Raw genomic sequence first — 24,446 nt, 5'->3', positions numbered from 1 at the left:
TGCTCCACGACGGCGACCGCAAGCTACGCAGGTCGGCCCCGCGCACGCGGGGGTGTTCCGTTGACGCCGCACCACTCACACCACCGGTCGCGGTCGGCCCCGCGCACGCGGGGGTGTTCCCCCGGGCTCGGTCGCTCGCGCGGTCGATGCCCTGTCGGCCCCGCGCACGCGGGGGTGTTCCGGGCATCGACCTGCTGATGCGGCTGTGCAACTTGTCGGCCCCGCGCACGCGGGGGTGTTCCCGCGACGGGCGGGCCCTCGAGCGGGGGGTGAGCGTCGGCCCCGCGCACGCGGGGGTGTTCCGCGAGGGAGAGCCCGATGACCACCATCACCGCCGTCGGCCCCGCGCACGCGGGGGTGTTCCGGACGGCTCGGTGTACGTCCGCCCGGCCGAGAGGTCGGCCCCGCGCACGCGGGGGTGTTCCGGCGCTTCCACTGCTTCGTGGTCAGGTCTTTGGGTCGGCCCCGCGCACGCGGGGGGGTGTACCCGGTGAGCAGGTGACGGACCAGGTGACGCAGGTGTCGCCCCCGCGCACGCCGACCTCGCAGCAGAAATGCTGGAGGGTGCCGACAGGGACGCCACGAAACGTCGTTGACGTGCTCGTGGTCATCACTGTGGCCTGCCCAGGTACCTCACGCAAGGCAAGGGGGATCAGTCAGAGGTGTCGCTGGGCCCAGACGGTGAGGATGCTGACAAAACCGGCTCCCACGCTGTAGGAGGCGCCTCGGAGCATTTGAACGACAATGGTCCGACGGCGGGCGAGGATCCAGCCGAAGGGTCGTCCCGTGATCCAGATGATGGACTTGATGGTCTTGTGTGAGAAGAGCCGAGCGGAGCTGCAGGTCATTGTGTACTCCTCGGAGATCCAAGCCATTGAACAAAGACCTCACGACGGGGGCCCAGCGCCCTTGAGGCCGCATGTTCAACGACCCACACCGCACTTGGATACGTTCAGAAAAGACCGGCGCGGAAAACATGAAGGCCGTCCGCACCCAAAGGTGCGGACGGCCTTCCCGACTCGTTACCGAAGTCGCCCCCGCCGTTGCGGGGCCAGAACCCATGGACGTGGCATTCCCAGTCGTCAGGTCAGGGCGATCCCCGCAGACGCGGGGCAGCGCGAACCTGTGGACCTCTCCGGGATCTCACCCAGAGGCTAAGCCCGGCATCGGGGGCGAGGCCCCGCCGCGCCTGCAGTCGGCATGCGCACGGCCCCGCCGCGCGCCTTTGGACCGCGTGGTGATCAGGTCATCGTCGATTCCGGGCCGAGAGGATCAGGCCGTCGAAGTCCGTGGGGCACCAGCGGTCTCGGCCGGCCGTTCGGATGGCCCAGCCCTGTTCGTTAGAGGCTGGTTCGACCAGGACTGCCTGGCCGTCGCCAATGCGGGTGGCGAGAAGTTCCCAAAGGCGGTCACGAACGCGGCGGCTCGGGTTGCCGACGAAGACTCCGGCGTTGACCTCGACCATCCAGCGGGTGAGGTGGCCTCGGAGCCCGTCGGGAGCGGCGACCAGGACGATGACGGTCATGGGGTCTGCTCCGGGGGCTCGGGGGATTTCGGGGGCTCCGGTGACGGTGGTTCCTCGAACTCCGGTCCGATGATGGCGATGTGCTGCTCGCCCATACCCGCCTCGGTCATACTGGAGCCGCCCCTACCGGCCCCGGTCAGGTCCGGCGCGACGGGTCCGTCCGATTCCGCCTGACCGTTCGGTTCCGTCTGACCGTCCGAGCCGGTGCGCGTTGAGGGCGGCGCCTCCGCCGGGTCGTGCGGCGCATCGGCGGCCCAGTTGACTCCTGCGGCGACCGATCCCATTCGTTCGTCCCACAGTTCACTGGTTTCCGGGGTGTCGAAATCAGTGCCCGGTGGATTCAGGAGTGCTTTGACGTCGTGCACGATGCGGCCCAGGAGCTTGGTTTCGGCGATCTGGTCGCGGAGGCCGACCCGGGCGTCCCGTTCGCCGGTGAGTCCTTGCGCAGTGAGGTCGAAAGCGAGGGGAAGAGTGTATTCGGCCTTGTAGAGGTCGGCGATGTCGAGGACGAAGGAGACAGCCGATCCCGTATGGACGAAGCCCAGCCCGGGGCTGGCGCCGAGCCCGACGATGACGGCGTGGCAGATTCCGTAGAGGGCGGCGTTGGCGGCGGACAGCAGGCGGTTGAGGTCGTCGCCTGCGGCGAACGCGTCGCCGGCCTTGTAGACACGGCCATCCCAGGGAACGCCGCTGCGGCGCGAGTGGTCCTGGTACAGCTTGCGGAAGCGCGCCCCCTCGCGGCCTCGGAGTTGCTGCATGGTGGCCTTGGAGACGTCTTCGCCGGGGAAGCGCATGCCGTACATCGCACGCGCGACGTTCAGGCGTTCCTTGGGGCGGGTGATGAGCCACGCCTGGCGGTGGAGAAGACCGGCGCCTCGGCTGGGGCCGAGACCGGCCGCGTACATGCGTACGCCTTGTTCTCCGACCCAGCAGACGGTGGTGCCGGAGTCGGCGAGGAGGCGGATGGCGCCGTGCGTCACGCGGGTGCCGGGGCCGAGCAGCATGACGGCGATCATGGCGGCCGGTACGCGCACGGTTTCGCGTTTGTTGACGATGACGACGGCGTTCTCGTCGCGGTCGAGGTGGCTTCGCTCAACGTAGACGCTGGACACACGGTCCACGATGCGGTGCAGGTCGTGCGGGTCGGCTTTCCACCAGGGTTCGGCCATGGCTCAGTCCTTCTGTGCGGGGAGGGGGGCGAGGGTGAGCAGCCCACAGCCGTACGCCTTGGAGGGGCCGATCCCTTCCACAAGGCGGGCGGTGAAAGCCTTGGGGTCGGTGATGCGGAGACGTCCCTCGAAGGTCGCGCTGTGGAAGGTGACGTGGGGGCCTCCGCCGCTCTTGGTGAAGGAGTGGCGCTGCCGATCGGTGATGCGGACTTCGCGGAGCGGGTTGGTCTCCCGGGGCGCCGCCCGTGCGTCCGGTGCGAGTTCCGGATCCGGCCGGCCAAGGCCGGGAGCCCGGGATCCGAGGTCGTCAGCAAGAGAGTCGAGACCGGGCGCCGGCGGGTCTGTACGGGACGCCGGGATGTCGAAGCCCCAGCGTTCGGTCCGGTCGAGGAACCAGCCCAGTTGGGCGGCGACGGTACGGTGCCCGAGCCGGAAACCGCGTCCGCGCTTGTTGTCCGTACGGGCGGCCAGCCGGGCCACCTGGGCCGGGGTGGGGTTACTCGGCGCCTGTGCGTTCTGCACGGGGCTGGCCGTCAGGCGGAAGGCGAACTCGCGTCCGGCGGCGATCTGCCGGAGGACGGGGGCATAGTCGCGGACTGCCGCGTGTTCTCCGTCGGCGTCGGGCCAGCCGGCCTGCTCGATCACATGCGTCCAGTCGGGCTTGGAGCTGGTGAGGACGAACAGGTGGGGGCGGTGAGGGTTGTCGGCGTCCAGCCGCCACAGGACGCGTTCGCCCCCGGGTGCGCCCGGGATGCCTCCCATGACAGCGCCATGCATGACGCGGGGGTTACTTAGCAACAGACGGCTCTGCGCCCGCAGCGGGTTGATGCGGATACGGGAGAGATAGGTCATGGCGATCACCAGCCCAGCAGGGCGAAAGGGTCGTGGCCGGCTTGCTCGTCCGGGCCGTCGAGGTCGTCGGGGACTCCGGGGAAGCCGGTGGGGATGCTCAGCCAGTCGTGCCGTACGCGCCGGCTGGTGAGGGTGCGGGAGTGGGGGCGGAAAGAAACGGGGACGTCCTGGAGAATGTCGTCCCCGTCCGGGTCCTCTACGGTCACGGCGCGGTCGATGCGAGCCGGGTAGAGGGAGCGCCCCAGGTTCCGCTCGCGGCCCCACTGGGCGGCGTACTGCTCGCGGGCTCTCCGGGACGCCTGCCAGGGCTCCTTCCGCAGCACGTCCTCGATGCTTCCGTCGCGCACACCGCAGGAGACCGGTTGGGTGGGCGGGCACGAGCGACGGCCCAGTGCGAGGGGGAACGCGGGTGCGCGGACCGCCCGGTCGAGTGTGGTGAGCAGCGGGCGCGGGCCTCCTACGGCGGCGAGGAACACCGCGTCCTGGAGGTAGTAGCGGATGGTCACATGGGTGTTCTTGGCGGGGGAAGTCGGCTTCTGGATCCCCTTGGCGTTCACACCGGCCTGGGGTAACGGGCGGCCCCGGTAGTCACTGACGGTGTGGTAATCGCGCAGCAGCGTCCCGGGCTGGTCGACACGGATTCCCAGGCGCACCGGCAGGAGTTCGTCGAGCGGGTCCTCACGGGCAAGCCCGGAAGCCGCTGCGAGCAACCCAATCACGCCGGACTTGGTGGGTTCCGGATTGGTCTCACGCCGGTTGAAGGCGCTGCGCGTGCCCCACGACTGGAGCGGTCCTGCGAGCCGGAGCAGCAGTACGGCGTAGTCCTCATGCGGTACGGGCGGTGGCGCGGAGGCGGAGGACGGCGTCATCGGGCGGCCTGGTTGAGGGTGTCGGTCAGGTGAGTGCGCAGGCCGCTGAGGAGTTCCGTGAAGGGAAGGGGTTCGCCGAACGTGTGCTCCAGCAGCTCGGCGGTGTCGCCGGTGGGAAACATGTGGCAGAGGGCGGTGAAGGCGGGAGTGACTCCCCAACCCTTGACGGCCGCGGCGTGTTCGCGGGCCAGCTTCCTCGCGGAGGCAGCCGCGATTCCCGAGGAGGCGGTGACCGGTTCCTCAAAGGCGGAGACGAGGTTGACGGGCTGGTCGGACCGTACGGTGACGGCGACGAGGCTGGGCAGGGTGCGGTGCGCGAAGGAATTGCCGTATCCGGAGGGCATGGAACGCGCGAAGGAAATCATGAACTCCTCGACCGCGGTCACCGCCGCTTCCTCGTCCGTGAGGTTGTCGACGAGTTGGTGCAGGCCGACCGTCGCGTAGCGGTACAGAGTCGCGGAGTTGAAGCCGATGGTGCCGATCATGCCGGCGCCGGTCTCCTCTTCCTTCTCCTGTTCGTCGTCCACGGCGGTGAAGTAGTCGAACTCCAACTCCACGGCGTGTGTGGAGAGGGCGTGGGCGACCTGGGTGGCCGCGTCGACGTTGAGCGCCGGGATATCGGCGACCATGCGTCCGAACAGAGCGACATCGATGGGATGTCCGGTGCTGAACTCCTTATGGACAGCGAGCTGTTCGATCTCGGCGGTCAGCTCTTTCTCGTCCAGGGCGAGGAGTTCGGCTGTCCTGTCCTTGACCAAAGCTGCTACTGCGTCGAGTTGGCGACGGCCGTAGAAGAACAGATAGGCGGTGTCGCCCTCCCTCTTGCCCGCGCTGATCTTCAAAGGCGCCAAGAGGGCGCCCGCCAGACGGTTCGCGTCCTCGGCGTTCAGGTCGGCGACGGAGGCGATCCGTTTGGCGAGGGCGCCACCGATCCGCCGGGTGCGGGTGGCGAGGTCCTGATCAGGAAGGCGCTCGCTGAAGTGGGTCCGGGTGGCGCGTTTCCAGGCCTGGGAGGAGACGCGCGAACGGCGCACACCGCCGAAGTACGCCTCCTTCGGGTTGCCCTGGTCGTCCCGGTTGAGGTTGGCCGGGGGCACGGTCTGCAAGATGTGGACATCAATGTAGGTGCGGGACGCGGGCAGCGCCATGACTCCTCCAGCGGTTCGGTGAGTGTTCCAGCAGTTCTGTGAGTGTCAGCGGGTACGGGTACGAAACGGCCCTGACGGACCGCTACGGGTGAGGTGGCGGGGGGCCGGGTGCCAGTTCGGCCGGCTCACCGGAGGCCGCGGCGCGGTCAGAGCGCTGTCACCGGGGGTTCCTTGTCGCCGCGTGTGCTCCGTGCGTGATAGGCAAGACCCCAGTCCCGGCGGACTCTCTGCCGGGATTCGGGGTGGTCAAAGCGCTTGATGTCCTGGAGCAGCCGGTCGTAGTCGAACGGCTGCTCCACCGAGCGGAGTTGCGTGACGAGGCCCCGCAGCCGGTAGACCAAGGCCGTGACGGAGGAGGCCTGAACCGCTGCGGCGACGCGGAGGTCGACGGCCTCCTCACCGAAGCGTTTGCTGCGGTACAGGGTCCGCAGGGCGGTCCCCACGTGGACACCGGGTTTGTGCATGGGACGGCTCTGGCTCTGCTGGTGCAGGCCGTAGAGCGCCAAGGCCGCGTGTTCGGCTTCCAGTTCTGACGTCACCCGCCCGTCGACGGGGGAGGTGTAGAAACGCCAGAGCTTGTGTACGGTGCCGGCCGGTCGCCCCAAGCCGGAGCGCAGAACTGCCAGGTCCTCGCCCGGCGGCTGCATGGGCTTCCCGCCCGCCCGCGGTGTGCGCCAGACACCGTTTCCGTCGATGCGCTGTGCCCAGTAGCGGCGGAGGTCGGGGGTGGCGGCGTGGATGGTGTCGGTCTGCGGAGTCGTGGACACAACGGTCCCCTTCGGTCAGAAGGCAATCAGGCGTGAAGTGGTCCCGGAAACGCGCGGGTCATGGTTCACCGGCCCTTGCGCCGCGCGGCGCGGCGGGTGAGGACCGCGTCCAGACGGTCGCGGAAGTTCGTCTCCGCCGTGCTGAGCCGGAAGGTGTACTCCTTGCCGTCCTTGCTCACCGAACGACCGGTGAACAGAGCGGGGGCAGCGGTGGAGAAGACCTGCTCGGCCACCTTCCACGTCGCGCGTCCGGCTTTCTCCTCCCATGCCTCAAGCCCGCGCTCGGACTGGTCGAAGTCCTCTCCTACGGTGCGCAGACCGGCCAGCAGGCGCCGCACGACCGGGTCGAGTGCGTGCAGCAGGGTGTCGCCGGGACGCTGTCCCTTGTCCCACGGAATCGGCTCGCTGCCTCCGGCCCGCCGCAGATCCGCGGAGAGGTTGTTGACAGCCGCGGCCAGCCTCTCGGCCTGCTCGACGGCCGCCAGGAGCGAGCCGTAGACGATGCCGTCCGGGTCCAGCGCGATCAGCGGCAGCGGAATCCGGTCGAAGAAGACGTCCTCGATTACGGCGGACTGGTTGCCGTAGGTGATACCGGTCAGCTCCACTTGGAGCGGGTACGCCTCCGGCATCCGGTCCGCCATGTCGCTGAGGGCGCCGAGCAGGGCACTCGTGCGAAAACCGGCGCGGGTGGCGGTCGCCTCGTCGTCTGTGGTGGCGCTGTCGACTGCCAGCAGAGCTTCGAGGCCGCGCCAGGCGGCTCGCCCCGGCTGATGCCGGCGGGGTCGCTCGCTCGTCGGCGCCGCGGCCTTGACGGTCGTGCCGGTCTTGCCGGTCTTCTTGGTCCGCGATGCGGGACGGTCTCTGATCCAGGTGGTGTGGGGCTCGTCGGCGGGCGTCGGAGCGAGCCGGTCGCCGGCCGCCACGATCACCCGGGTGACCCGGGTCCCGGCGGGAGTCTCCTCGGGGATGAGCCGGATGCGCCGTGACTGCCAGGTCCACAGATCCAGCAGCCCGCGAGCCGGCCGCGTCTGCCAGGCGGGGGTGGCACACGACAGGCTGCCTTCGATCCTGCCTTCTCTCGCTCGCCGGGACCACTGCGGCAGGTCGTCCGACAGAGGTGGCGGTCCGGAGGGAACGTTCAGCAGAAGGGTGTCGTACATCGTGCGCCCCACGGGCATCACAACGCCCAACTGCCCCAGGGGCCCGGTCGGGTTCCCCGTCGTCTTCCCGGCCTTCGCCTGAGGATCTCCCACGACGCCGGTTTTGATGGCGGCCGTGTCCCAGCAATGTGTGTGCACAAGCCAGCGGGCGGCCTCCGCGGGAGTCAGTTCCAGCGGATCGCCCTCCGTACGGGAGGAGAACAGCGGCACGTTGTTCCCGGTCGCGGCCGTCGCCACCAGTAGAGCCGATCCCTTTGTCTCCCCTTTGGCCGTGCACAGTCCGGCTACCTGGCCGAAGGGGTCGACGGGATCGAACAGGTCGAAAAGATGGTGGTGTTCATCCAGATAGTCGGCGAGTTTCCGTCGCTGATCGGGGGCGAAGGCACCGGCCCGGAACATCGCCGTCCACCGGGCGGGGTCAGCCGGTCGGCCGAGAGCGTGCAACACGATGGGCAGCAACAACTGCCGCAGAATGGCGGGCTTCTGAGTCGGTAGATCGACCACGAGGTCCTGCAATCGATCGGATTCGAGGAGAATCCGGCGCAGTCCGACGTCCTCAACCGCGCCAAGATTCGGCGAACTCGGCTCCCTGGAACCGTCCAGGCCCCTTACGGGCAGCCATGGCTCATCCAGCAAATTGAACAACTCGGTTCCCCCCAAGCCCTTCCTCACCTCAAGACGCATAAGCAACCCTACACATCAGCATGCGACTTGAGAGGAAAAAGGAGATAAGCCGGAATCATTGGCCAGAGGTTCGCCATGCTGTATCGACCCGCAGCCGGGAGGAAGTCGTCACCCTTACCCGGCGGGCACAGCGGAAGCCCTCTCCTCCACCAGGCCCAAGTGCCCGTCGTAACGCACCACCCGGTCGGCGAGGACCGTCCCGCGTCGGGAGTCGAGAACGAGCGCCGGGCTGTATCCGAGCCGCGGGTGACCGAGCCATCCGGGCAGCGGAGCAAGCTCGGCCGCTGCCGGCGTGTAGCGCGGAGGAAGCCGCACCGTCCCGCCGAGGACCTCCTCCAGCAACTCGTCCGGCACATCTCCGTTCACCGTCAGAGCACGGCCTGAGAGCGTCCGGTACGTCTCACCGGCCTGAATCACGACGATGACCTCCGTACTGGCCTCGCCGTCTCGGACCACCGCGTCCAGGTCCGTGTCACGGCCCGCGCCCGGAACCGAGGAGTAGTGCAGTCCGGACAGAGTCGACCCCTCTCTGTCGCCCCGCCGGGTAAGGAGACAGCCGGCCGCGTTGTCGGCCCGCCGACGCTGCTCACCTTCCCACCGCAGCCGGGCCGCCTCCGCGTCCTCGCGCCATGCCTGCGGCATCCCGTCCTCGCCCTCCCCGTAGCCCGCCGCGACCAGTTCGGGAACCTGCCCCGGAATGCGCCAGCCGTCCACAGCTGTGAACAACTGCGCGGCCGCCCTGAGGAGCAGGTGTCGCCCGTAGATGAACTCGGACCCGCCGAGAAATCGCGGCGCGGGACTCTCCAACGCCTTCGTACCGTCTTCAAAGCCCGCGGTCCCGCACGTGCCGTCCGCGTCGGCGAAACCGGTGATCACCACGCGAGGTTCGGCCAGCCGAGCGCGGCGTCGGGTCTCCTTGTGCCGGTGTAGACGGCCGATCCGCTGAAGCACCAGGTCGATCGGGGCGAGGTCGGTGATGAGGAGATCCGCGTCGACGTCGAATGACTGCTCCGCGATTTGAGTGGCGACCACGATCAACCGCGCCGGCCTGCTCCGTGGCTGTCCCTTCTCCTGCGCGCCCAGCAGACGCAGGCACTTCTCCGTACGGTCGGCTCGCGGGCCGACAGCGATCCGCCCGTGGAGCAGAAGAACATCGTCACCGAAGCTTTTACGGAGTTCCGTATACAGAGACTGCGCACGGTCCACGGTGTTCCGGATGACCAGCGCGCACCCGCCGTCGGCAAGCTCGCGCCCGAGATACGCGGCAACCGAGGCGTTGGCCTCGGCCTTGAGCGCTTCCCGCTCTTCGTACGGCGTTCGCGGTCCGGGAATCGCCTCCGGCATCAACTCGACCGCGACGGAGAGATCATCACGCCAACTGGCGCACTCCTCGACAGCGAAGTGTGGACCAGACCCGTCAGGAGCCATCCACGCGGCGCTGACCGACGGATAGCCCTGCGGATCGGGCATGCCTTTGGCCGTGAACTCCTCGCGGGACACGGCACCGGCGAGATATGCGTCGATCAACTCGCTTCGCTGGCGCGGCGGAAGCGTCGCGGACAACAGAACCACCGGGACGCCGGCCTGCCCCAGCCAGCGCAGCCCCTCTTTGAGGAACTGGGACATGTAGACATCCGCGGCATGGATCTCATCGAGCACCACGACCTTGCCGGCCAGGCCCGCCATGCGGAGCATCACGTGCCTGGTCCGGGTCGCGGCGAAGAGCAACTGGTCGATGGTCCCGACCACGAACGGACACAGCAGCCCCCGTTTCGCGCCCAGGAACCACTCGGCGGGCCCACGGGACGACGGCTGGGGCAACGCTCCTCCCCGGGCGGCTGGGCGGTCGCCGTACGGATCGCCATTGCCATACGGATCGCTGGTCCCGTATGGATCTCCGTACAGCGTGCTGTCCCCGTAGTACAGGTCGTCGCCCTCGCACTCGCCGCACTCGTCGATCGCTCCGAACCGGTCCTCGGGGGCCGAGGTGCCGCCCGGCTCCGTCAGCTCCCGCCACTCCTTGTTGAACATCCGCTTGCCGTGAAGCAGGGCGACCTGAGAGGCCAAGTCCTCGTCCACTGCGCCGACCCACGTCCTGACCTGGCTGAACATCGGGTCGCTCGTGGACTGCGTCGGCATCCCCACGAACACGCCGTCCGCCCCGAACTTCGCCGCCAGGATCTCGGCGGCCAGCAGCGCGGCCTTCGTCTTGCCCTCCCCCATCGGCGCCTCCACCACCAGCAGCCCCGCCGCCTCCATCCTCCGCGCCGCCTCCATGACCATCCGCTGCGACGGACGAGGCCCCTGCCCGAACCTGTCACCGAACGCCTCCGGCCCCGGCTCGGCCAGACGACCCCAACCACCGCGCAGACGAAGTGCTTCCCACGCCAATCCGGCGCGCGCACGGGCGTTGTCGAGGGTCACCTCCGCCAAGACATCGACACCCTTGAAGTGTGTCTCGTCGCTGGCGATCCAGTCCGCCATCACGATGAGCCCACTCAGGTGCAGTTGCGCCGCTCGCGAGGGAGCCCGGCACGGTTCCACATCGGCCAGGTCACCAAAACCCAGCTCCTTGGTGAAACGCCGTACCAATGCCTGCTGCGCTTCGGGCCAGCGACCACCACCGGCCAACTGCCCCCGCGCCTTGCGAGCGGGCCGGGTCGTCGCGCGATCGGGGAACGCACCATGGTGCCCTGCCACCAACGGCCATACCCAGGAGACCTGTTCCTCGTGCCAGCCTTCCTTCGGCAGCAGCTTTCGCAGCAGATACCCGCCCGCCCGGTCATGCCTCCACCTGCACCGAGCGATCGCAGCCTCAGACCAGCCGAGCCCGGCCGCTCTCACCGCTTCGGCACCCTTCACCCACAGCCGCTGAAATGCCGGCGTCGCTTTCCCACAGTCATGCACCCCACACAGCCAGGAGAAGAGCCGACGCCCCTTCCCCGTACCTCCTGCGATCTCATCCAACATTTGCTTGGTGGACGGTGCCAGGAAGCCGTCCCACATACGTTCCGCGACCGCCGCAGTGTCCAGAAGATGCGACAACAGCAGATTCATCGTGCCGCCGGCCTTCTCCTCGGACTTCCCCCACAGCACCCCAAGGAGATCATCGCAACCGCTGCCCGACTCCACACCGCTTCCGAACACGCCCACCCGCTCCAGTCAGTTCAGTAAGGTGACTGCGCAGCCTAAGGTCGGCAGCGACAAGGAGTGGGGGATCGACCGCAATTGTTCTTTTGTGCCGCCTGTCGACGGAACGTCTTTCATCGCCTCGGGCTGATCCCACTGAATGAAATCAAGGCTCTCGGCGGATAAAGGCACAGGTCAGCAAGTGTCGGCCCCGCGCCTGCGGGGGTGTTCCGGGCTCGTGCGCGGGTTCTGGCAGCTCCGGCCGGTCGGCCCCGCGCCTGCGGGGGTGTTCCGACGGCCGCGATACCCAGCGCGATTTTCACCGCGTCGGCCCCGCGCCTGCGGGGGTGTTCCCTCCGCACCTGGGCCATCCGGATCTTCCCTCGCGTCGGCCCCGCGCCTGCGGGGGTGTTCCCGTGGCGACGTGTTCGCCGCCGACAGGTCCTGGGTCGGCCCCGCGCCTGCGGGGGTGTTCCCTTCTCCCCCGTTTGTCTGCACTTGCCCAAGACGTCGGCCCCGCGCCTGCGGGGGTGTTCCCACCGCCGCCCCCGGCCGGAGTCCGGCCGGGGGGTCGGCCCCGCGCCTGCGGGGGTGTTCCTACTGCGGGTGACCTTCAACTGGAGCCAATAGCGTCGGCCCCGCCTGCGGGGGTGTTCCCCAGGCGTTGGAGTGCCGTACCCGGGACAGGGCGTCGGCCCCGCGCCTGCGGGGGTGTTCCTACCACAGCGCCGGACGCTCGCAGGCACTCCTGGTCGGCCCCGCGCCTGCGGGGGTGTTCCGCGTGTCACCGACGCCCTCGCCAAGCGCCTCGAGTCGGCCCCGCGCCTGCGGGGGTGTTCCCGCCGGACCTCGGGGAGGGATCGCCGGTGACCGGTCGGCCCCGCGCCTGCGGGGGTGTTCCCCGGCCCTCGGCTTCGTTGGCGATGGCCTGGAGGTCGGCCCCGCGCCTGCGGGGGTGTTCCGGGTCTGTACACGGTGAGCTCTCGCGAGATGCGGTCGGCCCCGCGCCTGCGGGGGTGTTCCGGGTCTGTACACGGTGAGCTCTCGCGAGATGCGGTCGGCCCCGCGCCTGCGGGGGTGTTCCTCCATGCCGACCTCGCCCCACGCCCGTACGCCCGTCGGCCCCGCGCCTGCGGGGGTGTTCCTCCGTTCGGCCAGCTCTGCGGCATCGTCGGCCGGTCGGCCCCGCGCCTGCGGGGGTGTTCCTGCATATCTCTGGGCTGCGTACTCGACGGCGTCGTCGGCCCCGCGCCTGCGGGGGTGTTCCGCCCACCCTCGACCTGGACGCCGGGTATCGCTGGTCGGCCCCGCGCCTGCGGGGGTGTTCCCACGGGGAGCGTCAGGCCGAGGAAGAGGAAGACGTCGGCCCCGCGCCTGCGGGGGTGTTCCGGGCTCCGAGGAACCTTTCCCGTCCTGATTGACGTCGGCCCCGCGCCTGCGGGGGTGTTCCTTGGGAGCAGCCGGACGGTCCGTTTGGTCAGGAGTCGGCCCCGCGCCTGCGGGGGTGTTCCCACCGCCGGCCCGTTCGCCCGCCAACCCGAAGGGTCGGCCCCGCGCCTGCGGGGGTGTTCCATGATGACCAAGTTTGTGGAGTCAGCTGCCGGCGTCGGCCCCGCGCCTGCGGGGGTGTTCCCTCCCGCCGCCCGGCCAACCGGCGCGTCCCCGAGTCGGCCCCGCGCCTGCGGGGGTGTTCCGTCGTAGACCAGCGCGCCGACCGCGCGTTTGCCGTCGGCCCCGCGCCTGCGGGGGTGTTCCTCCGATCTGGCAGCGCGTCCACCCACCGGCTGAGTCGGCCCCGCGCCTGCGGGGGTGTTCCTCCGAGGACGACGATGAGTGACACCACCCTGGCGTCGGCCCCGCGCCTGCGGGGGTGTTCCCCGCGCGGGCAATCAGCGACCTCCAAGCCGTCCGTCGGCCCCGCGCCTGCGGGGGTGTTCCGCTGAGCAGGCCGACAGCGACCTCGACAGCGCGGTCGGCCCCTCGCCTGCGGGGGTGTTCCCTCCTACGCGCTCACACAGAGCGTCATCCCGGAGTCGGCCCCGCGCCTGCGGGGGTGTTCCCTTGCAGGGCTACACCCTCGAGCATCGCGCTGGGTCGGCCCCGCGCCTGCGGGGGTGTTCCCTACTGCGCCTGGACGCGATGCTGCGGACCGCGGTCGGCCCCGCGCCTGCGGGGGTGTTCCCGGAGAGCCGGTCCTCGACCGGGGAGGCAAACCGTCGGCCCCGCGCCTGCGGGGGTGTTCCGGGACAGCTCGACCCGCGCCCGCGTTCCGTCGGGTCGGCCCCGCGCCTGCGGGGGTGTTCCCCCGAGACCCGGCAGGTTCACCGACCCGGTCGCGTCGGCCCCGCGCCTGCGGGGGTGTTCCGAGCGGGCCCGCCAGGCGGAGGCCGGATTGGTCGTCGGCCCCGCGCCTGCGGGGGTGTTCCCGCCTGGACCGACTTCACCGGCTGGTGCCGCATGTCGGCCCCGCGCCTGCGGGGGTGTTCCGTACCTCGGCGACATGATGGACCAGTTCGGCATGTCGGCCCCGCGCCTGCGGGGGTGTTCCCGGTACCTGGTCATCGAAGCCAAGAACGCCACCGTCGGCCCCGCGCCTGCGGGGGTGTTCCCCCGTGGGAATCCGCGGGCGCCGAGCTCGCCGCGTCGGCCCCGCGCCTGCGGGGGTGTTCCCTCGCGAACGCGGCGGTTGAGGTCCGCGTAGCGGTCGGCCCCGCACCTGCGGGGGTGTTCCGTCGACCGAGGGCGCCGTGGCGATGATGCTCGCGTCGGCCCCGCGCCTGCGGGGGTGTTCCCTCTCCGCGAGTTCCTTGCGTGACTTCATGATGGTCGGCCCCGCGCCTGCGGGGGTGTTCCCTCTCCGCGAGTTCCTTGCGTGACTTCATGATGGTCGGCCCCGCGCCTGCGGGGGTGTTCCGACGGCGTGCTGCTCGCCCCGGACGGTGAGTTCGTCGGCCCCGCGCCTGCGGGGGTGTTCCTCAAACGGTGGTCGAGTTCCCCTCCTACACCGCGTCGGCCCCGCGCCTGCGGGGGTGTTCCGCGGGTCGGTGCCGGTGTAGCCGACGTTGATGAGTCGGCCCCGCGCCTGCGGGGGTGTTCCCCGCCACCACGGCGGGAGTTGGTGAAGCTCTCGGTCGGCCCCGCGCCTGCGGGGGTGTTCCTCGCGGCCGCGGCCGCCAGTGCCCCGGTCTGGGGTCGGCCCCGCGCCTGCGGGGGTGTTCCTACGACCTCCCCGGGTCGGAGAGTCCGAGGTGCGTCGGCCCCGCGCCTGCGGGGGTGTTCCGGCCCAGGACGGCAAGGCGCGGTTCGAGCGCTGGTCGGCCCCGCGCCTGCGGGGGTGTTCCGGCCCAGGACGGCAAGGCGCGGTTCGAGCGCTGGTCGGCCCCGCGCCTGCGGGGGTGTTCCGGCCCATGGTGGAGTTCAGACACCGTTCAGGTGGTCGGCCCCGCGCCTGCGGGGGTGTTCCCCGGCTTCCGCCCGCGAAGGGCTCGACCGGCCAGTCGGCCCCGCGCCTGCGGAGGTGTTCCGCGCTGGCCCCGGTAGCCCAGGACGGGCCCGATGTCGGCCCCGCGCCTGCGGGGGTGTTCCGGCTGGCCGGCTTTGCGGAGCACGAGGATGTACGTCGGCCCCGCGCCTGCGGGGGTGTTCCGACCCTCTGCCCCAAGTGCTCGTCTATCTGACTGTCGGCCCCGCGCCTGCGGGGGCGTTCCCCGCACCTACCTCAACGCCCGGTGGTGGACCGGGTCGGCCCCGCGCCTGCGGGGGTGTTCCCCGCAACCCGCTGTCGGGCGTGCGCCGTGCCGCGTCGGCCCCGCGCCTGCGGGGGTGTTCCGGCCGTCAGAGGGCTGCGCCGTACGCCGTCTCAGCGAAACCTGTATAGAAATCGCCCACCACGTAGTCGGACTCGTTCCGTGGTTCCCTGCATTCCCGCGAGGACGTTCCACCCTGCGAACGTTGGTCCGCCAGATAGATCTTCCGCCGTTCGTCATCGCGCGGACAAGGCGCGCGCGGCGGTGACGCGGCGGTGATCGCCGGAGTCATCGGCTGCCGGAGGGTGCCTCACTGGCAAGTCACCCGACTCAGGGCAGCCAGTTGCATGGTGACCGATCGCGAGGAACGTCCACCCGCCGCGACTTTGCCTTCTCTTTACAACCTGCTCGTGTGTTGCGTCGTCTCTTCGCACGATCAGTTGACCAGATCCCGCCCGCACCCCGCCGGGGAGCGGCGGGTCGACGAAGAAAAGTGGTTTCCGATGCGCAGGATTCTTCTCGCCGCCGCGGCCGTCGCGTGCACAGCTGTGCTGGCCGGTACGGCGCCCGCGCTCGCCGACGGGCCGAGCGCGCAGCCCACCCGGGCGGACAGCCCGGCCCCCGCCGCCGGCGCGCAGGACGACGTGAAGGCGTCCTCGACTCAGGACGACGTGAAGGCGTCCTCCACGCAGGACGACGTGAAGGCGTCCTCGACTCAGGACGACGTGAAGGCCTCCTCCACGCAGGACGACGCGCCTGCCCCCGAGTCCGATCCCGGTCAGGTCCGCGCAGTGCCCTCCGGTGCGCCCAACACCGGGGTGCTGTCCCCGGCCGCAGCCGGTGGGCCGGACAGCACGGTAGTCGCCGGGGTCGCTGCGGGCAGCCTGCTGGCCCTGGCCGGCGGCGCGTTCACGGTGACGCGGCGCAGGCGCACCACCGCCGCATGACGCCGGGTGCGAGGCGGGCCGTGGTGCTGGCGGCCCTGGCCGCGCTTCCCTGGGCGGGCGGGTGTGCCGACCGCTCCGGTGGCGGTCCCGTCGCCGCTCCGCACGTCGCCTCCGCGCCGCCGGCTGCGGCCCGCACGCACCCGTCATCTCCCGCCCCGCTCGCCCGCTCAGTCCCGGTACGGCTGCGGATCCCGGCCATCGGGGTCGACACGCCGGTCATGGAGCTGGGGTTGGCCCCGGACGGCACGGTGGAGGTCCCTCCGGTGGCGCGCGACTCGCCTGCCGGCTGGTACAGGCAGTCCCCTACGCCGGGCCGGCTCGGCCCGTCGGTACTCCTGGCCCACGTCACGGTGGGCCAGTACGGCGACGGAGTCTTCCGCCACCTCGCACAACTGCGGCCGGGCGACCGGGTCGTGGCGGGGCTCAAGGACGGCGTGTCGGCGGAGTTCACGGTGTTCCGGGTGCGGAACGTGTCCAAGGCGCGCTTCCCGACCAAGGAGGTCTACGGCGACGTGGACCGCCCCGAGCTGCGTCTGATCACCTGCGGCGGACCTCGCACCGCCGACGGGAGCGGATACCAGGACAACGTCGTGGTGTACGCCTCCCTGACATCGGCGGGCCGCGACCGGCGGTAGGCACGGGGCCGGGCCACGGGCACCGTGCCTGCGGCCCGGCCCGCACAGTGATGTGCTCGGGCGCGCACCCCGGGTGTGATGAACAATGAAATGTGGCACGTGTTGAAACGGTCCTCCCGGGATGAAGCGGCGTCCGAGCTGTTCGCCGCCCTGTATCCCTCCCTCGCCGGCTGGTGCCGACGGCTGGTCGACGACGACGGGACGGCCCACGAGATCGCCTCGGAGGCCTTCACCCGGCTGTGGGCGCGCTGGACGAGCGTGGACGAACCGCGCGGCTTCCTCTACGTCACCAGCGCCAACATCGTCCGCGACCACTGGCGGAAGCTGGAGCGCGAACGGAGGGCCATGCGGCGTGCCGGCACGGAGGTGCTGGTCGGCGGGCAGGGCGAAGGACGCGACGGGCAGACCGATTCCTCGGTACGGATGCTCGTGCAGTCGCTGCCCGAGCGGCTGCGGGTGCCCATCCTGCTCTACTACTACGCCGACATGACGGTCCGGGAGGTGGCTGCTGTGACCGGCCGGAAGGAAGGAACCGTGAAGGCAGACCTGCACGCGGCGAGGGGACTGCTGCGAGCCGGACTCAGGAGGGGTTTTGATCACGCCCATTGAGGACCCGAACGAGGAACGCGATCCGGAGCTGATCCTGCTTCTGCAGCCCGGCACGGCACTCCTCGGGCCGCCGCCCGGCCGCTTCCGGGAGGTCCGCCGTGCGGCGGCCCGGCGGAAGGTGTTGCGCGCGGCCGCGCAGGTGGGGGCGTCCCTTGCTGTGGCGGCGATCGTCGCCCTGCCGCTGCGCCTGCTGTCACCCCCGGCGCAGGGCCCGGCGGTAGTACCGGCGGCCTCCGTCCCTCCGACCGACCCTCCTCCGTCGCGACGACCGACCACGCCTCCCACACCGGCACCGTCCGCGGCACCCCGGCAGGACCACCACGCCGACTCGGCGCCGCCGGCACCGACCCGTGCGACTTCGTCGCCCAGGGACCCCTCGCGCGGCGGCGGCTCAGACGTCAACTCGCCGTGAGATCGCGGTCGTGGCCGCCGGTGTTGGTGACGAGGAGGCACCGCGATGCGGAACACCACCGACTCGGCACACGGTGCCCTCATGACTTCCGAGGCGGTCCCGGCCGCGTCCGCGCCATGAAGCCGGGCGCGCACGGCGCGGCCCGAGCCGGTGGTGACAGCTCGGGCCGTGCCGTGCGCTCCGGTCAGGATCCGGTCAGTCGTCCTCGACGGACAGGGCCTGGCTCGGGCAGATGTGGGCCGCGTACCTGGCCTGCTCCAGTCCGTCCTTGTCGGGACGCTCGACCAGGACGAGGACCGTACCGTCGGCCTCGCTCTGGTCGAACAGGTCCGGTGCGGTGAGCACACACTGTCCCGCGCCCACGCAGCGCGTGGTGTCCGCGACGATACGCATCGTGCCTCCTACCAAGTGACGGGGAACTCGTACAGACCGTAGATGTTGCTGTCGTCCTTGAACGGCAGCTCGTCGGTCGGCACGCCGGACTTCAGTCCGGGAATCCGTCGGAGCAGGGTGTCGAAGACGATCTGCAGCTCCAGCCTGGCCAGATTCTGGCCGAGGCACTGGTGCGCGCCGAAGCCGAAAGCCACGTGATTGCGGGCACCCCGCTCGATGTTCAGTTCTTCCGGCCGGTCGAAGACGTCCGGGTCGTGGTTGCCCGAGACGGCGAGGGTCACCACCCCTTCTCCCTCACGGATGAGCACTCCGCCGAGTTCCACGTCGGCCGTGGCCAGACGGGACGTCGCGAACTCGACGATGGTGTAGTAGCGCAGCAACTCCTCCACGGCACCGAGGGTCTTGCTCGGGTCCTCGCGGAGCGCGGCCGCGTCTTCGGGGTGCTCAAGCAGCGCCAGCGTGCCGAGCGAGATCATGTTCGCGGTGGTCTCGTGGCCGGCTATGAGCAGCAGGAACGCGAGGCCGACCAGGTCCTCGTGCCGGGCCTCGGCGGTCTCGTGCTGAGCCTCGCCGCTTTCGCGCTGCTTCAGGATCTGCCTGCTGAGCAGGTCGTCGCCGGGCTCCCGCTCCTTTTCCGTGATCAACTTGTCGAGGTAGGAACGCAGATCGTCACGCGCCCGCACCCGCTGTTCGGTCGAGTTGGTACGGCGCAGCAGCTCCGTGGAACGGGACTGGAAGAAGTCGTGGTCGGCGTACGGCACACCGAGCAGTTCGCAGATGACCAGGGAAGGCACCGGCAGGGACAACGCCTGTACCAGGTCGACCGGTTGGGGGCCGGCCAGCATGGCGTCGATGTGCTCGTCCACGATCTCCTGGATGCGCGGCTTGAGCTCGTTCATCCGCCTGACGGTGAACTCCCCGACCACCGCGCGACGGGCCGGCCCGTGTTCGGGCGCGTCCATCGAGATCAGCGACGGCCGGAAGTCGGCCGCCACCTTCTGCTGCCCCTCGACCATGACGGGGTAGCGGGGGTCGGTGCGGTCCGAGCTGAACCGGGGATCGGTCAGCATCGCCCGGATGTCTTCGTGCCGGGTCAGGGCCCACGCGGTACGGCCGGTGGGCAGGGTCACCCGGGAGATGGGCGCTTGCTCGCGCAACTCCTGGTATTCCGCCGGTGGCGCGTAGGGACAGGTGCGCAGAGCCGGAAGCACCAGCGCCGATTGGTCGCTCATCAGATCACCCCAGTCAGGACAGAAGGCGCAAAGTGCACCCGCTGGATACGCATTTCACCGTAGCCAAGTGGAGGTTTTTCGTCCACATGGTGGGTGAGAGAATCGGCCATTCGTTGACGGAGAGGTGAGGACATGACGGCGGACCGGGAGAGAAGACTGCGGGCCGACGCGCTCCGCAACCGCGGCCAGATCCTCGCGGCCGCCAAGAAGGTCTTCGGGGATCAGGGCCCGGACGTGCCGATGGAGGAGATCGCCCGGCAGGCGGGCGTCGGAACCGGCACGCTCTACCGGCGTTTTCCCGACCGGGAGGCGCTGATCCGGGCGGTCGCGCACGACAGCTTCGCCCATGTCCTGACGGAGGCCCAGGCAGCCGCCGCGGAGGAGCCGAGCGCCTGGGACGCCCTCGTACGGCTGCTCCGCACCTCGCGCGAACTGCAGCTGAGCGTGCAGCTCGCCATCCTGTCGCCGGTGGCCTGGTCGATCATCAAGGACGACCCGGAGGCCGTTCAATTCCGGCGTGAACTGCTCGCCACTCTCGACGGTGTGGTGCGGGCCGCGCAGGAGGAGGGAACACTGCGCCAGGATGTCGGCGCCGGCGACGTGGCCGCATTGCTCACACTGCTGCTCCGGCCGATGCCCACCACGCCGGACGCCCCCGCGTGGATGGTCTCGGAGCGCGCGATGGCCTTGATGCTGGACGGCCTGCGGTCCCGGTCGGACTCACCGCTGCCCGGCCAGGCCCTTGGCGTCGACAGCTTCAACTCCCCTCCGTCGCCAGGGAACTGAGCGTGCGGGCCCCGGAGACCCTGGCTCACGAAAACCGGATCCGGGACGCCTCGGCTCAGGCGGCCCCGGCCCCGAACGCCGTCAGCAGCATGTCGGTGAGCTGGTCGAGGTAGTCCGGGTCGGTCGGGGCCGCGAGCACGGTCAGCCGCCAGTAGAGGGGACCCACGAGGAAGTCCAGGGCCAGCGGGACGTTCAGGTCGGCCGACAGTTCGCCGCGTTCGACGGCCCGCTGGAGCAGGGCTCCGGCCTGTTCGCGGCGGACTTGGCTGATTCTGGGGCGCATCGCTTCGGCGAGTTCCGGCGTACGGCCGGATTCGGCGAACAGGTCAGGGATGATCCTGGACGCGAGAGGGTGCCTCAGCCCCGCCTCGGCCGCCGCGAGAAACGCGCGCAGATCACCGCGGAGGCTGCCGGTGTCCGGATCGTCGGCCGTCCGGATCGCGACCTGCGTGACCAGCTCGATGACCATGGCCTGCTTGGACGGCCAGCGGCGGTAAATCGCCGCCTTGCCCGCGCCCGCGCGCTTGGCCACGGCTTCGACCGACAGCTTTCCGTACCCGACGGCGGCCAGCTCCTCGAACATCGCGGTCATGATCGCGTCGGTGACGGCATCCTGGAGAACCGGGCCGCCGGACGCGCGGCGCTCTGATGATGTGGGCATACTTCAGAACATACCACGAGACGGAACGGTCACGTCTCGTCAATCTTCCCGCGCTGCTCGCGCAGGCAGCACGGCGACCGCGGGTCGGCGCTTCGGTCCGCGCCCCCACTGACGCGGACGGGCGGACGACGGTGGGCGCCGGCGATCAGCTCGCAGGCACCCACCGGGTTCAGTTCCGCGGCCGGTCAGTTGACCGCGGCGAAAGAAAACGAACCGTAGGAGATGTCGCCGACCTCGGCGTGGGTGGCCTGGCCGACTCCGTGACCCTCAGGGCCCTCGTGACCGGCCAGGGCCGTGGCGCTCGCCGAGCCGACGCCGAGCAGAACGGAGGCGGCGGCCAGGCCGAGAGCGGCGGAGGCGATTCGAAGTGCGCGCATCATCAGTTCCTTTTGTTGTGAGATGTCTGGTGTTGCTTCGGTCCTCCAACGACCGATAACCGCTCACGGCATCGCCTCACACACCCGGTGCTCGCGTTCATCACCCGATTGGCGGCCGGTCCGGGGCTCACAGCCCGTCGGTGTAGAGCAGGCGGTCGGGTGAGCCCGCGCCGATCGGGGCCACGACTCCCTTCGTGGAGTGTGCGGCGAGCCAGCCGGCGACCTCGTCCGGAGTGGCTTCCGGGTGCTCCTCCTTATAGAGGGCGGCGACTCCGGCGACGTGGGGGCTGGCCATGGAGGTGCCGTTGAGCGTGCTGAAGCCTCCGCCGAGCTTCGCCGAGACGATGGCGACGCCGGGCGCGTACGTCGTCAGGCAACGGCCGAAGTTACTGAAGTGGGCCTCGTGATCCTCGGTATCGGTCGCGCCTACGGTGACCACGCTCTCGGCGCGGGCGGGGGAGATGTCACAGGCGTCCTTCGAGTCGTTGCCGGCCGCGACGACGGGCAGGACGCCGCTTTCCGCGACGGCGTCGGCGGCGGTGTCGAGCGCCTGTGACACGGGTCCTCCGACGGACGCGTTCAGGACTGCGGGCCGCCTGGCGTGCCCGGCGACCCAGTCGAAGCCGGCGATGATCCCTGCCAGGCTGCCCTTGGCCTCGCAGTTGAGCACGCGGACGGAGACCAGCGAGACGGAGCGGGCCACGCCGTGGGTCGCGCCGCCGGTGGTGCCCGCCACGTGCGTGCCGTGGAAGTTGCAGTCCTGCCCGTCGTGCCCGTCGCCCACGGCGTCGTACCCGACGGTGGCGCGGCCGCCGAACTCGCTGTGCGCGGTCTCGATTCCGGTGTCGACGATGTACGCGGTGACACCCCGGCCCGTGCCGTTCACGTTGAACTGGTTGTCGAGCGGAAGGTAGCGCTGATCGATCCGGTCGAGACCCCAGCTCTCGGCCACGACCGCGCTCCGCGTGGACCGCGCCCGTTCCGCTTCCGGGGCCTTCGCGGCCCTCCGTACGAAGCGCGGCAGATCGAGCGCGACCCTGGCGTTCTCCTCGACGGCCCGGACCGCGGGCAGGGTGCGTACGGTCCGCAGCTGGGCCGGGCTGAGGACGGCGGCGAACCCGCGCAGGGCGCTCTCGTACGTGAACAGCGGGGTGAGGCGGAGCTGCCGCAGCACCGCGGCCGGTGAGTACGCGGGCTTGAGCGTGACGATGTACTGCCCGGGAACCGCGTCGGCGGACCGCGCGACCGGCAGAGCACGCCGTCCGGGGACGGCCTGGGCGTCGGCGCTGACGGCGCCGGCGGCCAGCGGGACGAGCAGCAGCAGGGCGGTCGATACCCAGCGCGCGCGCAGGCGCATACGTACTCCTAGGGAAGAGGGAGCCGCCCACGGACGGGACGCGTCCGCGGGCGGCGGACACTCTTCCTTCGTCCGGCCGGCGCCCCTACCTTGAGCGCCCTCGGCCGGATGACACACCTTGATCCTCAATTGCCTGATCACTGATCAGGATCAGCCATCGAACGGTCACGTTCATACGGTTAGACTCACGCGACTGCACAGCGTCAGCAGGGGAGGCAGTGGCGGATGGGGAAAGCCGGGAAGGTCATTTTCTATGCGTTGATCGTCTTTGTGCTCTACACGATCATCACCTCCCCGCAGAGGTCGGCGGAGCTTGTCGGAGTAGGGTTCGAAGGCATATCGAGTGCCGCCCAGGGCGTCGGGCAGTTCATGTCCGATCTGGTCCGGTAACCGGGCCCCGCCCAGCCGCCCGACCCACCCCAGCCCCATCCGGACCGGCCCCGCGCCACCCCGCTCGGCACGGCCCCCCGTACAGCCCCGCCCCCAAGGAGCGCCCCTTGATCCGCCACCTGGTCCTCTTCAAGCTGAACGAGGGCGTCTCGCGCGACGAGCCGCGCGTGGCCGCCGGGGCGAAGGCGTTCCAGGAGTTGGGCGGGCAGGTGCCCGAGGTGGAGTTCTGGGAGTGCGCCTGGAACTTCAGCGAGCGCCCGATCGCCTACGACTTCGCCATCAACGCGGCGGTGGCCGACCGCGACGCGCTTCAGCGCTATCTCGACCACCCCGCTCATCAGGCGGGCGTCGCACTGTGGCGTGAATTCGCCACCTGGGTGATCGCGGACTACGAGTTCTGACCCCTCCCCCCTCTCCGCCCCACATCATTCCGATGTGGGGCTTTTGGGTTTTTTGCCCCAACTTGCCGTCAACACGGCATTATCTGGTACTTGCGCACGGTGCACATGTCTTGTGATGCTATGACCGCTTTTGACGGATGAGTTGACCGCAGTAGACCGCAGTGGACAGCAAAGGGGTGGCGTGACCGTGCCGGCCAGTTCTACGCCTCAAGTGCCGCCCCAGATCGAGACCGAACCACGCCCCTCCACGGCGCAGACCCGGGGCGCGGACACCCGGGCGCTGACGCAGGTGCTCTTCGCCCGGCTGAAGGACGCGGAGCCGGGCACCGAGGAGCACAGCAAGGTGCGCGCGGCACTCATCGAGGCGAATCTGCCGCTGGTGCGGTACGCGGCGGCGCGCTTCCGCAGCCGTAACGAACCGATGGAGGATGTCGTCCAGGTCGGCACGATCGGCCTGATCAACGCCATCGACCGCTTCGACCCGGACCGCGGGGTGCAGTTCCCGACGTTCGCGATGCCCACGGTCGTCGGCGAGATCAAACGGTACTTCCGGGACAACGTACGGACCGTCCACGTGCCGCGCCGGCTGCACGAGCTGTGGGTCCAGGTCACCGGCGCGACCGAGGACCTGACGACGGCTCACGGACGCTCTCCCACGACCGCCGAGATCGCCGAGCGGCTGAAGATCTCCGAGGACGAGGTCCTCGCCTGCATCGAGGCGGGCCGCTCGTACCACGCGACGTCACTGGAGGCCGCCCAGGAGGGCGACGGACTGCCGGGGCTGCTCGACCGGCTCGGGTACGAGGATCCGGCACTGGCCGGGGTGGAGCACCGCGACCTGGTCCGGCATCTGCTCGTACAACTACCCGAAAGGGAACAGCGGATCCTGATGCTCCGCTATTATAATAATCTGACCCAATCTCAGATCAGTCAGGAACTGGGAGTCTCCCAGATGCATGTGTCGAGGCTTCTCGCCAGAAGCTTTGCTCGCCTTCGATCAGCAAATCGGATCGAGGCGTAATCCCCGCGGGCACTCCCGCTTCCGAGGGCACGGGTGGAACAAAAGCCCCATACCCCCTCTTTCCGGCACAGAGCCAGGCAGCCACTTGTCGACAAGTCACTACAGCGTGTTGCCGACATGTGACATTCTGCTGGAACCGCGTTTGCCGCAGCCCCGCGTCCGGTATTCAGGTGGAG

The 24,446-nt window shown here is 69.9% G+C and carries 21 protein-coding genes and 2 CRISPR repeat arrays; of the genes, 7 read left to right on the top strand and 14 right to left on the bottom strand.

Features of this window, described 5'->3' with window-relative positions; genetic code table 11:
- Nucleotides 1-31 precede the first annotated feature (31 nt).
- A CRISPR array of direct repeats spans nt 32-549; the repeat unit is 28 nt; unit sequence GTCGGCCCCGCGCACGCGGGGGTGTTCC.
- A 107-nt stretch (nt 550-656) separates the two neighbouring features.
- The 9 genes from ACIP6N_RS12530 to cas3 form a co-directional block, all read right to left on the bottom strand.
- Nucleotides 657-848, bottom strand: coding sequence for a hypothetical protein (locus tag ACIP6N_RS12530; protein ID WP_401815036.1), 192 nt, complete (start codon nt 846-848; stop codon nt 657-659).
- Nucleotides 849-1,246: 398 nt separating this feature from the next.
- A complete protein-coding gene (cas2e, locus tag ACIP6N_RS12525) occupies nt 1,247-1,525 on the bottom strand; it encodes a type I-E CRISPR-associated endoribonuclease Cas2e (protein WP_401815035.1) in 279 nt (92 codons plus the stop codon).
- Complete coding sequence (gene cas1e, locus ACIP6N_RS12520; RefSeq protein ID WP_401815033.1) at nt 1,522-2,694, bottom strand: type I-E CRISPR-associated endonuclease Cas1e; 1,173 nt, start codon at nt 2,692-2,694, stop codon at nt 1,522-1,524. Before cas1e ends, cas2e begins: the two co-directional genes overlap by 4 nt.
- A gap of 3 nt (nt 2,695-2,697) precedes the next feature.
- Nucleotides 2,698-3,546 (bottom strand): type I-E CRISPR-associated protein Cas6/Cse3/CasE, encoded by an 849-nt coding sequence (gene cas6e / locus ACIP6N_RS12515; protein WP_401815032.1) that lies wholly within the window; start codon nt 3,544-3,546, stop codon nt 2,698-2,700.
- A gap of 5 nt (nt 3,547-3,551) precedes the next feature.
- On the bottom strand, nt 3,552-4,415 hold the full coding sequence (gene cas5e, locus ACIP6N_RS12510; protein ID WP_401815030.1) for a type I-E CRISPR-associated protein Cas5/CasD: 864 nt from the start codon (nt 4,413-4,415) through the stop codon (nt 3,552-3,554).
- The gene (cas7e, locus tag ACIP6N_RS12505) at nt 4,412-5,563 is read right to left on the bottom strand and encodes a type I-E CRISPR-associated protein Cas7/Cse4/CasC (RefSeq protein WP_401815028.1); all 1,152 of its coding nucleotides are present in this window, start codon (nt 5,561-5,563) and stop codon (nt 4,412-4,414) included. The genes cas5e and cas7e overlap by 4 nt, the downstream gene beginning before the upstream one ends.
- A 146-nt stretch (nt 5,564-5,709) precedes the next feature.
- Nucleotides 5,710-6,330, bottom strand: coding sequence for a type I-E CRISPR-associated protein Cse2/CasB (casB, locus tag ACIP6N_RS12500; RefSeq protein ID WP_401815027.1), 621 nt, complete (start codon nt 6,328-6,330; stop codon nt 5,710-5,712).
- A gap of 65 nt (nt 6,331-6,395) precedes the next feature.
- A complete protein-coding gene (gene casA, locus ACIP6N_RS12495; RefSeq protein ID WP_401815026.1) occupies nt 6,396-8,174 on the bottom strand; it encodes a type I-E CRISPR-associated protein Cse1/CasA in 1,779 nt (592 codons plus the stop codon).
- A gap of 114 nt (nt 8,175-8,288) precedes the next feature.
- Complete coding sequence (cas3, locus tag ACIP6N_RS12490; protein ID WP_401815248.1) at nt 8,289-11,270, bottom strand: CRISPR-associated helicase Cas3'; 2,982 nt, start codon at nt 11,268-11,270, stop codon at nt 8,289-8,291.
- Nucleotides 11,271-11,507: 237 nt separating this feature from the next.
- Nucleotides 11,508-15,132: a CRISPR direct-repeat array (repeat unit 28 nt; unit sequence GTCGGCCCCGCGCCTGCGGGGGTGTTCC).
- A 420-nt stretch (nt 15,133-15,552) separates the two neighbouring features.
- Between cas3 and ACIP6N_RS12485 the strand changes: the two genes are divergently transcribed.
- The 4 genes from ACIP6N_RS12485 to ACIP6N_RS12470 all read left to right on the top strand — a co-directional run bounded on the left by ACIP6N_RS12485 (nt 15,553) and on the right by ACIP6N_RS12470 (nt 17,652).
- Complete coding sequence (locus ACIP6N_RS12485) at nt 15,553-15,996, top strand: sortase-dependent protein (protein ID WP_401815025.1); 444 nt, start codon at nt 15,553-15,555, stop codon at nt 15,994-15,996.
- A complete protein-coding gene (locus ACIP6N_RS12480) occupies nt 15,993-16,631 on the top strand; it encodes a class F sortase (protein WP_401815024.1) in 639 nt (212 codons plus the stop codon). The genes ACIP6N_RS12485 and ACIP6N_RS12480 overlap by 4 nt, the downstream gene beginning before the upstream one ends.
- Nucleotides 16,632-16,733: 102 nt before the next feature.
- Nucleotides 16,734-17,240, top strand: coding sequence for an RNA polymerase sigma factor (locus ACIP6N_RS12475; RefSeq protein WP_401815247.1), 507 nt, complete (start codon nt 16,734-16,736; stop codon nt 17,238-17,240).
- Nucleotides 17,224-17,652, top strand: coding sequence for a hypothetical protein (locus ACIP6N_RS12470; protein WP_401815022.1), 429 nt, complete (start codon nt 17,224-17,226; stop codon nt 17,650-17,652). Before ACIP6N_RS12475 ends, ACIP6N_RS12470 begins: the two co-directional genes overlap by 17 nt.
- Before the next feature lie 195 nt (nt 17,653-17,847).
- Here ACIP6N_RS12470 and ACIP6N_RS12465 read toward each other — a convergent pair whose 3' ends face one another.
- Nucleotides 17,848-18,045, bottom strand: coding sequence for a ferredoxin (locus ACIP6N_RS12465; protein ID WP_401815021.1), 198 nt, complete (start codon nt 18,043-18,045; stop codon nt 17,848-17,850).
- An 8-nt stretch (nt 18,046-18,053) separates the two neighbouring features.
- Nucleotides 18,054-19,277 carry a cytochrome P450 gene (locus ACIP6N_RS12460; protein WP_401815020.1) on the bottom strand — a complete coding sequence of 408 codons (1,224 nt, stop codon included), beginning with the start codon at nt 19,275-19,277 and terminating at the stop codon, nt 18,054-18,056.
- 132 nt (nt 19,278-19,409) lie between these two features.
- On the opposite strand from ACIP6N_RS12460, the gene ACIP6N_RS12455 reads away from it, so the two are divergent.
- Nucleotides 19,410-20,063: a TetR/AcrR family transcriptional regulator gene (locus tag ACIP6N_RS12455; RefSeq protein ID WP_401815019.1), complete on the top strand. Its 654-nt coding sequence runs from the start codon at nt 19,410-19,412 to the stop codon at nt 20,061-20,063.
- 55 nt (nt 20,064-20,118) lie between these two features.
- Here the strand turns inward: ACIP6N_RS12455 and ACIP6N_RS12450 are convergent, their stop codons facing one another.
- The 3 genes from ACIP6N_RS12450 to ACIP6N_RS12440 form a co-directional block, all read right to left on the bottom strand.
- Nucleotides 20,119-20,724, bottom strand: a complete 606-nt coding sequence (locus ACIP6N_RS12450) for a TetR-like C-terminal domain-containing protein (protein WP_401815018.1) — start codon at nt 20,722-20,724, stop codon at nt 20,119-20,121.
- A 185-nt stretch (nt 20,725-20,909) separates the two neighbouring features.
- On the bottom strand, nt 20,910-21,101 hold the full coding sequence (locus tag ACIP6N_RS12445) for a hypothetical protein (protein WP_401815016.1): 192 nt from the start codon (nt 21,099-21,101) through the stop codon (nt 20,910-20,912).
- A gap of 127 nt (nt 21,102-21,228) precedes the next feature.
- Nucleotides 21,229-22,458, bottom strand: a complete 1,230-nt coding sequence (locus tag ACIP6N_RS12440) for a S8 family serine peptidase (protein ID WP_401815014.1) — start codon at nt 22,456-22,458, stop codon at nt 21,229-21,231.
- Between the two features lie 497 nt (nt 22,459-22,955).
- Here ACIP6N_RS12440 and ACIP6N_RS12435 point away from each other — a divergent pair, with 497 nt between their 5' ends.
- On the top strand, nt 22,956-23,249 hold the full coding sequence (locus ACIP6N_RS12435; RefSeq protein ID WP_401815013.1) for a Dabb family protein: 294 nt from the start codon (nt 22,956-22,958) through the stop codon (nt 23,247-23,249).
- A gap of 187 nt (nt 23,250-23,436) precedes the next feature.
- Complete coding sequence (locus ACIP6N_RS12430; protein ID WP_401815012.1) at nt 23,437-24,270, top strand: RNA polymerase sigma factor SigF; 834 nt, start codon at nt 23,437-23,439, stop codon at nt 24,268-24,270.
- Nucleotides 24,271-24,446: the final 176 nt, after the last annotated feature.

This window comes from Streptomyces sp. NPDC088725 (genome assembly GCF_044751305.1).
GTDB lineage: Bacteria > Actinomycetota > Actinomycetes > Streptomycetales > Streptomycetaceae > Streptomyces.
Note: the sequence above shows the minus strand (reverse complement) of the source record. Positions and strands in the feature narration are given on the sequence as shown.

Bases quoted from the DNA above. Each gene is read 5' to 3' on its own strand.
- ACIP6N_RS12530 (WP_401815036.1), bottom strand. From the start codon at position 848: ATGACCTGCAGCTCCGCTCGGCTCTTCTCACACAAGACCATCAAGTCC.
- cas2e (WP_401815035.1), bottom strand. From the start codon at position 1,525: ATGACCGTCATCGTCCTGGTCGCCGCTCCCGACGGGCTCCGAGGCCAC.
- cas1e (WP_401815033.1), bottom strand. From the start codon at position 2,694: ATGGCCGAACCCTGGTGGAAAGCCGACCCGCACGACCTGCACCGCATC.
- cas6e (WP_401815032.1), bottom strand. From the start codon at position 3,546: ATGACCTATCTCTCCCGTATCCGCATCAACCCGCTGCGGGCGCAGAGC.
- cas5e (WP_401815030.1), bottom strand. From the start codon at position 4,415: ATGACGCCGTCCTCCGCCTCCGCGCCACCGCCCGTACCGCATGAGGAC.
- cas7e (WP_401815028.1), bottom strand. From the start codon at position 5,563: ATGGCGCTGCCCGCGTCCCGCACCTACATTGATGTCCACATCTTGCAG.
- casA (WP_401815026.1), bottom strand. From the start codon at position 8,174: ATGCGTCTTGAGGTGAGGAAGGGCTTGGGGGGAACCGAGTTGTTCAAT.
- ACIP6N_RS12485 (WP_401815025.1), top strand. From the start codon at position 15,553: ATGCGCAGGATTCTTCTCGCCGCCGCGGCCGTCGCGTGCACAGCTGTG.
- ACIP6N_RS12480 (WP_401815024.1), top strand. From the start codon at position 15,993: ATGACGCCGGGTGCGAGGCGGGCCGTGGTGCTGGCGGCCCTGGCCGCG.
- ACIP6N_RS12465 (WP_401815021.1), bottom strand. From the start codon at position 18,045: ATGCGTATCGTCGCGGACACCACGCGCTGCGTGGGCGCGGGACAGTGT.
- ACIP6N_RS12460 (WP_401815020.1), bottom strand. From the start codon at position 19,277: ATGAGCGACCAATCGGCGCTGGTGCTTCCGGCTCTGCGCACCTGTCCC.
- ACIP6N_RS12455 (WP_401815019.1), top strand. From the start codon at position 19,410: ATGACGGCGGACCGGGAGAGAAGACTGCGGGCCGACGCGCTCCGCAAC.
- ACIP6N_RS12450 (WP_401815018.1), bottom strand. From the start codon at position 20,724: ATGCCCACATCATCAGAGCGCCGCGCGTCCGGCGGCCCGGTTCTCCAG.
- ACIP6N_RS12445 (WP_401815016.1), bottom strand. From the start codon at position 21,101: ATGCGCGCACTTCGAATCGCCTCCGCCGCTCTCGGCCTGGCCGCCGCC.
- ACIP6N_RS12440 (WP_401815014.1), bottom strand. From the start codon at position 22,458: ATGCGCCTGCGCGCGCGCTGGGTATCGACCGCCCTGCTGCTGCTCGTC.